This window comes from Mycolicibacter sinensis (assembly GCF_001673565.1).
Classification (GTDB): Bacteria; Actinomycetota; Actinomycetes; order Mycobacteriales; family Mycobacteriaceae; genus Mycobacterium; species Mycobacterium sinense_C.
The window spans coordinates 23,920-33,190 of record NZ_LZMF01000088.1; the positions used below are offsets into that span (position 1 = coordinate 23,920).

The 9,271-nt window shown below is 70.5% G+C and carries 7 protein-coding genes; 5 read left to right on the forward strand and 2 right to left on the reverse strand.

The window, feature by feature from the left end; translation table 11 throughout:
• Positions 1-83: 83 nt before the first annotated feature.
• Complete coding sequence (locus A5648_RS13760) at positions 84-2,675, forward strand: multicopper oxidase domain-containing protein (RefSeq protein WP_082966489.1); 2,592 nt, start codon at positions 84-86, stop codon at positions 2,673-2,675.
• Between the two features lie 7 nt (positions 2,676-2,682).
• On the opposite strand, the gene A5648_RS13765 is transcribed toward A5648_RS13760, so the two are convergent.
• Positions 2,683-4,005: an aminotransferase class I/II-fold pyridoxal phosphate-dependent enzyme gene (locus tag A5648_RS13765; RefSeq protein ID WP_065025082.1), complete on the reverse strand. Its 1,323-nt coding sequence runs from the start codon at positions 4,003-4,005 to the stop codon at positions 2,683-2,685.
• Positions 4,006-4,045: 40 nt separating this feature from the next.
• Between A5648_RS13765 and A5648_RS13770 the strand changes: the two genes are divergently transcribed.
• From A5648_RS13770 to A5648_RS13785, 4 genes are all read left to right on the forward strand, one after another.
• The gene (locus A5648_RS13770) at positions 4,046-4,714 is read left to right on the forward strand and encodes a pyridoxamine 5'-phosphate oxidase family protein (protein WP_065025083.1); all 669 of its coding nucleotides are present in this window, start codon (positions 4,046-4,048) and stop codon (positions 4,712-4,714) included.
• Between the two features lie 92 nt (positions 4,715-4,806).
• A complete protein-coding gene (pdhA, locus tag A5648_RS13775; RefSeq protein WP_065025084.1) occupies positions 4,807-5,901 on the forward strand; it encodes a pyruvate dehydrogenase (acetyl-transferring) E1 component subunit alpha in 1,095 nt (364 codons plus the stop codon).
• On the forward strand, positions 5,901-6,950 hold the full coding sequence (locus A5648_RS13780; protein ID WP_065025085.1) for an alpha-ketoacid dehydrogenase subunit beta: 1,050 nt from the start codon (positions 5,901-5,903) through the stop codon (positions 6,948-6,950). Before pdhA ends, A5648_RS13780 begins: the two co-directional genes overlap by 1 nt.
• A 73-nt stretch (positions 6,951-7,023) precedes the next feature.
• Positions 7,024-8,208 (forward strand): dihydrolipoamide acetyltransferase family protein, encoded by a 1,185-nt coding sequence (locus A5648_RS13785; protein ID WP_065025086.1) that lies wholly within the window; start codon positions 7,024-7,026, stop codon positions 8,206-8,208.
• A gap of 9 nt (positions 8,209-8,217) precedes the next feature.
• Here the strand turns inward: A5648_RS13785 and A5648_RS13790 are convergent, their stop codons facing one another.
• Positions 8,218-8,976 (reverse strand): enoyl-CoA hydratase, encoded by a 759-nt coding sequence (locus tag A5648_RS13790; protein ID WP_065025087.1) that lies wholly within the window; start codon positions 8,974-8,976, stop codon positions 8,218-8,220.
• Between the last annotated feature and the right edge of the window lie 295 nt (positions 8,977-9,271).

A 9,271-nucleotide genomic window follows, 5' to 3' on the forward strand; every position in this document is an offset into this window, starting at 1 on the left:
CGGGAGAAAACCGATGGCGATCGATGCTATCGATGTCAAAGGGCACTTTCTCCTGGTGACGCGCTCACCGTAGCCTGGCGGTCATGATCCAGTTGGGACTGCCGTCCTCCCAGCCGCCGGCCGTCAAGATCCGCCGGCGCGGCGGACCGCGGGGACCGGTGTTCCTGGGCGCCAACATCGTGGTGCTGGCCTGGCTGGCCGTCTCGGTGGCGCTGCTGATCGGGCACAACGCCCTTGCGCACCCGATCTGGCTGCCGGTGCACGCGCTGCTGCTCGGCGCCGCCACCAACGCGATCGTGATCTGGTCGGGACACTTCACCACGACGCTGTGCCGGGTTCCCGACCCGCCGCACTGGCATCTCGTGGTCAAGCTGGCACTGCTCAATGTCGGGGTCATCGCGGCACTGGCCGGTGTCGCCTGGAGCGCCGAGTCGCTGACCGGCATCGGCGGTGCCATCGTGGCGCTGGTGGCGGTCGCCCACGGCGCCGAGTTGATCGCGATGAAGAAGTCCGCGCTCTCGGCGCGCTTCGACTACCTCGTCGGCTTTTATCTGGCCGCCATCGTGGCCCTGCTGGCCGGATCGGCAACCGGCGCAGCAATGGCCTTCGGCGTCGCCCGGTGGTATGCGCGGTTGTGGACGACCCACGTGCACGTGATGCTCTACGGCTGGATCGGGCTGACCGTCGTCGGCACGCTTTTCACCTTGTGGCCCACCACGATCCGGGAGAAGATCACCCCCCGCAGCTTCGCGATGGCCCGTCGTGCGCTGCCGACCCTGACGACGGGCTTGGCCGTCGCCACCGTGGGCCTGCTCGCCGGCAGCTGGTGGCTGGCGGCGGCCGGGTTACTGGGGTACGCCCTCGGCGTCGGGCTGGCCATCGCCGGGCTGTGGCCGGGACGAAGCTTCACCGGTCCCGCGGCCTGGATGCTGGTCGGCGCGGCCGGCTGGCTCGGAGTGGCCGTCGTGATCGAGGTGATCGCCCTGCTCGCGGCCCGCTCCGTCGAGGTGTTGCCCGCGTTCGTGGAGCACACCCTGCTGCCGCTGCTGGCGGTGGGCTTCGTCGCCCAGATCCTGCTGGGTGCGCTGAGCCAGCTGCTGCCGATCCTGGTGGCCAACGGGCCGCCGATCCGCAAGGCCGTCATCGCCTATCTGGATCAGGGCTGGCAGGTCCGGGTGGGTGCGATCAACGTCGCCGTGCCGCTGGTCGCCGGGCCCTGGCACGGTCCGGTGCCGCTGATCGGCTGGGTACTGGCCGCGGTTGCGGTCGGCAGTTTTCTGCTGATGGCCCTGCGGCTCGCGCTGCCGGTGGCGCTGCGCGGGCCCATCGATGTCGACAAGATCAAGCCGCATTCGGGTGCGGTGACCGGCGCGGTCGCCCTGGCCGCAGCGGTCGGGGTCGCGGTGGCGCTGGGCCTGGGGATGGGCAACCCGGCGCCGTCGGGTGCCACCGGCGTCGCCGGTCCGGTCCGCACCGTCGAGGTCACCTCCAACAACATGCGCTTCTCCCCGGACGTCATCGACGTGCCGGCCGGAACGCACCTGGTGCTGCGGGTCACCAACATCGACGGACTGCCGCACGACGTGCGGGTCGACACCGGCGAGCACACGCCCCGGCTGAGCCGGGGGCAGTCCGCCGTGCTGGATCTCGGTGTGGTGAACCAAGATCGGGAAGCGTGGTGCGATATCGCGGGCCACCGCGCCGCCGGGATGACGATGACGATCCGCGCCATCGGTGGCGCACCACGGCACGAACATCCGGGCGGCCGCCAGGACTCGGGACTGCCGGCGCCGGCCACGCTGAACCTGTCCGCTGACCCCTCGCCGGGCTGGAGGCCGTATGACGCGGTGCTGGCTCCGGCCACGCCCGGCCTGCACCGGGTGGAACTGCGCGCCGTGGACCGTGAGCTGGAGGTCGCGCCCGGGCGCCGCGAGATCCGCTGGACGTTCGGCGGTGTCGAGCCGGCCCCCACGCTGCACGGCCGCGTCGGGGACGTCTTCGAGATCACTTTGATCAACGACGCGTCGATGGGCCACGGCATCGACTTTCATGCCGGGGCGCTCGCACCCGACCAGCCGATGCGCACCCTGGAGCCGGGGGAGCGGCTGGTCTACCGGTTCACCGCGCGCCGGGCCGGCGCCTGGCTGTATCACTGCAGCACGCCGCCGATGACGCTGCACATCGCCAACGGCATGTACGGCGCGGTGATCATCGACCCGCCCGGACTGCCGGCCGTGGACCGCGAGTATGCGCTGGTCGGCGCGCAGCTTTACGCCGGTGCCCCGGATGCCGACGCCAAGACCACGGCGATCCGCGCCGGACAGCCCGACGGCTGGATGTTCAACGGCACCGCGGCCCAGTACATGCACGCCCCGCTGCCGGCGCGCACCGGCGAGCGAGTGCGGGTCTGGGTGGTCAACGCCGGACCGGGTGACGCGATCGCGTTCCACATCGTCGGGACGCAGTTCGACACCGTCTACAAGGAGGGGGCGTGGCTGCTGAGGCCCGAGACGCCGTCGAACCCGGCGGGCGGATCACAGGTCCTGGATCTGGCGCCCGCCCAAGGCGGTTTCGTCGAGCTGAGCTTCCCCGAACCGGGCCACTACCCGTTTATGGATCACGACATGCGGCACGCCGAGAACGGGGCGCACGGCATCTTCGCGGTGACGGGGTAGCGCGACGTCACACGCTCGCGCGTCCGGTACCGGTTGCCGCCTCGGCTATGGCGTCGGCCAGCGGTTCGATCTCGGTGCGCGCCAGATCGGCGATGGTGACGCGGATTCCCGGTGAGCTACCGATCCGGAACCGGCTCCCCGGCGCGGCGGCGTAGCCCGCGGTGAGCAACCGGGTTATCGCCGCCGTCTCGTCGGGCACCGGTATCCAGACGTTGAGGCCGGAGCGGCCATGGGCGGTGATGCCGCGCTCGGCCAGCGCCGCGCACAGTCGGGTGCGCCGGTCGGTGTAGCTGGATTCGGCGTCGGCCACCAGTCGAGTCGCCGCCGTATCGCGCCACATGTTCACGGCGACGTCCTGCAGCAGGTGGCTGACCCAGCCCGGCCCGAGTCGCTGCCGACCGTGCACCCGCTCGACGGTGCGGCGGTCCCCGGCGAGTACTGCCAACCGTAGATCCGGGCCGTAGGCCTTGGCCGTCGAACGCACGAACGCCCAGTGCCGCGACACCCCGGCCAGCGGATGCAGCGCGACCCCGGCCATGCCGGCACAGTGATCATCTTCGACGAGCAGCACATCGTTGTCGGTTTCGGCGAGCAGCCTGCGTAACGCGTTGGCGCGCTGTTCTGAAAGCGCTGCGCCGGTGGGGTTTTGGGCGCGGCTGGTCACCACCACCGCCCGTACTCGGTGGCGCAGTGCCCGGGTCAGGTCGGCGACCAGTGGTCCGTCGTCGTCGACGCCGACCGGTTCGGGAGTCAATCCCAGCGCGCCGAGCAGGTCGAGCAGGTTGGACCAGCCGGGATCTTCGACGGCGACGCGGTCCCCGGGGCGCAGGTGCACTGCCAGCACCCGCTCGATCGCGTCCAGGGCGCCTGATGTCACCGCGAGGTGTTCGGATGCCACCCCGTCGGCGGCCAGCGTGGTCCGCGCGTGGTCGGCCAGCGCCGGTGTGATGGGCGGCTGTCCGTACAGCACGACAGCGGTGGGCGTCGAGAGCCGAGCAATGGCGATCGGCAGCAGCGCCGGGTTCGGGTTTCCGGTGGACAGGTCACGCACACCGGCCGGAATCGTCAACCCGCGCAGCGAGCGTGGCGTGGTCGCCGGCCGGTCGCGCACCCGAGTGCCGCGCCGCCCAGCGGTTTCGACGGCCCCGCGGTCGCGCAGCAGACGGTAGGCGGCGGCGACGGTGTTGGGGTTCACCGAGAGCCGGGCGGCCAGGCCGCGGATCGGGGGGAGCACGGCACCGGGCGGGACGGCGCCCTCGGAGATGCCCTGTTCGATGCTGGCGGCTATCGACTCCGCGCCGTCACCGCCGATAGAATATTGTACGGCCACAATGCACAGTATGCACTAATACAATGAGAAAGGCAGTGTGATGCCGGGGACGTATTCATCCACGCCGCGCACCACCCCCACCCGGTACCGGGAGCGGGCCCGCTATGACCGCACGACCGTGCATCGCATCCTGGACGAGAGCCTGATCTGTCACCTCGGCTACCTCAACGCGGGCTCCCCGGTGGTGCTGCCGACCACCCACGCCCGCCGCGGCGACGTCCTGTACCTGCATGGCTCCAGCGGCAGCGGGCCCATGCTGGCGGCGGCGAAAACGCCGGAGGGTCTGCCGGTCTGCGTGACCGTCACCCTTGTCGACGGCCTGGTGTTTGCCCGCTCGGCAATGCATCACTCGCTCGCGTACCGCTCGGTGGTCGTCTTGGGCGCCGCCCGTCTGGTCACCGACCGCGACGAAAAGCTCGACGCGCTGGCAGCCCTGACCGACCATGCGGTGTCCGGCCGCGCCGCCGACAGCAGACCGCCCAATGACCGCGAGTTGGCCATGACCGCCGTGCTGGCACTGGAATTGGTCGAGGTCTCCGCCAAGGTGCGCACCGGCGGCCCGGTCGACGACCCCGAAGACCTCACCCTGCCGCACTGGGCCGGCGTAGTGCCGCTGGCGATGACCGCCGGATCTCCCGAGCCGGCCGGCGACCTCGACCCGGACATCCCGCTGCCGGCCTACCTGAAGCCCTACCGGCGGCCACGCTGATCCCTGCGCGACACGTTCGGTCGACCGCTCGAGATCAGCCGGGTGGCCCCGGGGCGGGGGCATAATGAGATCAGCGTCACAAGGAGGCTCGCATGGGCCAGCTGCCAGGAATTACCGGTCCCGAGGTCGCCCTCGAACCCGTGCAGCTCGTGCGGCCGGACGGCGCGCCGACCGACGAGGATCGCTACGGCCGGGATCTGCCCGAGGAAACCCTGTGCTGGCTTTACGAGTTGATGGTGCTCACCCGCGAGTTCGACACCGAGCTGATCAACCTGCAGCGCCAGGGGGAGCTGGCGTTGTACGCCTCCTGCCGCGGCCAGGAGGCAGCCCAGGTCGGAGCCGCCGCCTGCCTGCGCAAAACCGACTGGCTGTTCCCGCAGTACCGTGAGCTGGGGGTGTTCATCGCCCGCGGCATCCCGGCCTGGAGCCTGGCGGCCGCCTGGCGCGGAACCTGGAACGGCGGGTTGGATTTCACCGCGAAATGCTGTGCACCGATCTCGATTCCGATCGGAACTCAGGCGCTGCACGCGGTGGGCGCGGCGATGGGCGCCCAACGCCTGGGCGAGGATTCGGTCACGGTCGCATTCGTCGGTGACGGCGCCACCAGCGAGGGCGACGTCCACGAAGCGCTGAACTTCGCCGCGGTGTTCACCGCCCCGTGCGTGTTCTACGTGCAGAACAACCAGTGGGCGATCTCAGTGCCGCTGCACCGGCAGACCGCCGCGCCGTCGCTGGCGCACAAGGCGATCGGCTACGGAATGCCCGGGATCCGGGTCGACGGCAACGATGTGCTGGCCTGCTACGCGGTGATGGCCGAAGCGGCCGAGCGGGCCCGGACCGGCGGCGGGCCGAGCCTGATCGAGGCCGTCACCTACCGGCTCGGCCCGCACACCACCTCCGACGATCCGACGCGCTACCGCAGCAACGCCGAACTCGAGCGGTGGACTGCCCTCGACCCGATCCCGCGCTACCGCAGCTATTTGCGCAACACCGGCGTCTGGTCGCAGCGCCTCGAGGACCGGGTCACGGCCCGGGCGCAGCGGCTGAGCACCGAGCTGCGCGACGCCACGGTCGGTGCGTCCGATTTCGACGTCGACCAGGTGTTCACCTCCGTGTACGCCGACATCACCCCGGAACTGCAGCAGCAACGCCGCGCACTGCGCACCGAGCTGGCCAGGGAGCGCTGATGACCCAGATCCTCGAACCGCCGACCCGCTCGCCGGCACCGGCGCCGGTCACCGGCGCAAGTACGCGCATCGAAGAGCTGACCATGGTGGCCGCACTCAACCGGGCGCTGCGTGACGCGATGGACGCCGATCCTCGGGTGCTGGTGTTCGGCACCGACGTCGGCGTGCAGGGCGGAGTGTTCCGGGTGACCGAGGGACTGGCCGAAACCTTCGGGGAGCAACGCTGTTTCGACACACCGCTGGCCGAGTCCGCGGTCATCGGCATCGCCATCGGGCTGGCGGTGCGCGGCTTCGTCCCGGTCCCGGAGATCCAGTTCGACGGGTTCAGCTACCCGGCGCTGGACCAGATGGTCAGCCACCTGGCGAAGTACCGGACCCGCACCCGCGGTGAGGTTTCGATGCCGGTCACCGTGCGTATCCCATCGTTCGGCGGAATCGGTGCGGCCGAACATCATTCGGAATCCACCGAAACTTATTGGGCGCACACTGCCGGGCTCAAGGTGGTGGTCCCCGCCGATCCGTCGGATGCCTACTGGCTGCTGCGGCACGCCATCGCCACGCCCGACCCGGTGATGTTCCTTGAGCCGAAGCGGCAGTACTGGGCGCGCGGAGCCGTCGACACCGAGCACCCGGCGCCGGGCATCGGATGCGCCGCGGTGCGCCGGTCAGGCACCGACGTCACGGTGCTGACCTACGGCGGCGGGGTGGCCACCGCGCTGTCGGCAGCCGACATCGCTGCCCAAGAGCATGGTTGGAGCCTGGAGGTGGTCGACCTGCGTTCCCTGGTGCCGCTCGACTTCGACGCCGTCACCGAATCCGTGCGCCGCACCGGGCGGTGTGTGGTGCTGCACGAGGGCCCACGAAACCTCGGCTACGGCGCCGAACTGGCCGCGCGCATCCAAGAGGAGTTGTTCTACGAACTGGAGGCGCCGGTATTGCGCGTCACCGGATTCGACACCCCCTATCCGCCGGCCCGGCTGGAACGGCTCTGGTTGCCGGGCCCCGACCGGCTGCTCGACAGCGTGCAACGGGTCCTGGAGCTGCCGTGAGCCCGCGCCGCGACGATGCGGAGCGCCAACGACGAGGTGGGGGCACCTCCCGCTTTCGGGGGAGAGTGGTGCCATGAGCGCCGAGCCGAACACCTTCGCGGTCCCCGACCTCGGGGAGGGTCTGCAAGAGGTGACGGTGACCAGCTGGAACGTCGCCGTCGGTGACCAGGTGGAGCTCAACCAGGTGCTGTGCACGGTCGAGACCGCCAAAGCCGAAGTCGAGATCCCCAGCCCGTACGCCGGTCGCATCGTCGAGCTCGGCGGCCCGCAAGGCGCTGTGCTCGCGGTCGGGGCGCCGCTGGTGCGCATCGACGCCGGCACGGCGGTCGCACCGTCCGATACTGCCGTAGCCGGGCGCACGCCGGTGCTGGTGGGCTACGGCGCCGACGACGCCTTCGACACCAGCCGCCGCGCCTGCGCCACCTCCGGGCGCCCCAAGGCCAAGCCGGCCGCCCGCAAGCTCGCCGCCGAGCTGGGTGTTGATCTGGGCGGTGTAGCACCGGGCCCGAGCGGTGTGATCACCACCGACGGTGTGCGCGTGGCCGCCGGCGATCGGTCGGGCGACGAGTTGCGTCCACCGAGCCCGGTGCAGGCTGCCATGGCCGAACGGATGATGCTGTCGCGCAGCCGGATTCCCGACGCGCATGGCAGTGTGCAGGTGGACTGCACCAACCTGCTGCAGCTGCGGGATCGCCTTGCCGACAGCGCGGGCGGTGCGGCGATCACGCCGTTCGTGCTGACGCTGCGGCTGCTGGTCATCGCCTTGATGCGACACCCGGTGCTCAACGCGACCTGGGTCGACGCACCGGAGGGACCGCGGGTCCGTACCCATCGCGGTGTACACCTCGGTGTCGGGGTGGCCGCCCCGCGCGGCCTGCTGGTGCCGGTGGTCTTCGACGCGCATCGCAAGACCACGCGTGAGCTCGCCGACTGCGTGGCCCGGCTCGTCGCCGACGCCCGGGCCGGCAGCCTGCAGCCCGCCGAGCTGCAGGGTTCGACGTTCACCGTCTCCAACTTCGGCGCCTTGGGCCTCGACGACGGGGTGCCGGTGATCAACTACCCGGAGGCGGCCATCCTGGGCATGGGTTCGCTGAAACCGCGCCCGGTGGCCCTGGGCGAGGCTGTCGTCGTGCGTCCGCAGATGACATTGACGTGTGCGTTCGACCACCGCATCGCCGACGGCGCGCAGGTCGCCGAATTCCTTTGTGCGCTACGCGATCTGATCGAACATCCCGATACCGCGCTGGTGGATCTGTAGCCCGCCGGGCTATCTGCGCTGTGCTGCGGCCAGCCGGGCGGCGAACTCCGGTGACTCGACCGTCGCCGCCTGCGGGCCCAGCTCGGTGCGCTTGGCGAACTCGTGCTGCTCGCCCTCGACCGCGCCGGGGCTCGCGGTGGTCCGCATCGTGGCCTTGGTGGCCAACACGACGTCTCGCGGTGCCGACGCGGGCCCGGCCGCCAGTGCCATCGCCGCGGCGACCGGGTCGTCGGCGACCTGCAGCGCCAACCCGTGGTGCACCGCGGCCTCGGCGTCGAAACGCATGCCGAACAGCAGCGCGGCCCGCGCCACCTGGGGCCCCACCGCCCGGTGCAGCATCCAGGTGGCGCCCCCGCCGGGGTGCAGGCCCAGCTGCTGGAACCGGGTGTCGAACAGGGCTGCCGGGCCGGCGATCCGCACGTCGGCCGCCAACGCCAGGTTCAGCCCGGCGCCCACCGCGGCGCCGTTGACCGCGGCGATCGTCGGCAGCGCGCACTGCGCGACCGCCATGAAACCGTCGTACAGCGCCAACAGCCCGTCTTCGGTGGCGGCACCGAGGGCCGAGAGGTCGGCGCCGGCGCAGAAGGCCCGGCCCGCGCCGGTGACGATCACCGCATGCACGTTCGGGTCGGCTTCGGCGCGCTCCACCGCAGTCCGCAACTGCGCCGACATCGTGCCGGTGACCGCGTTGCGGCGGTCGGGATCATTGACGGTGATCAGCGCCACCCGATCGGTGACACTGAACAAGACGAGGCCGGAATCAGTCATCGAGGATGACGGTATTCGACGGGTGAATCGGTCAGGCGACCCACGCGATGATCACGGCGGACGCCACCACCAGCGCGATCATGAAGGCGGTGTAGAGGATGATCGTACGTTCGTGGCTCATTGGCCTACCTTTCCCGGTTTCCCGGTATCTTTGCCGGTCTGCGACACAATGTCACGCGCCAGAGCGCCATTGCGCATCGCATCGGCTGCCTGCGCCCCTGTTGGACTTCGGGTGATGCTTGACGGATCGTCTTCGGTTGATCCTTGACACTCCAGGTTAGTGGTTAGGCCTGTT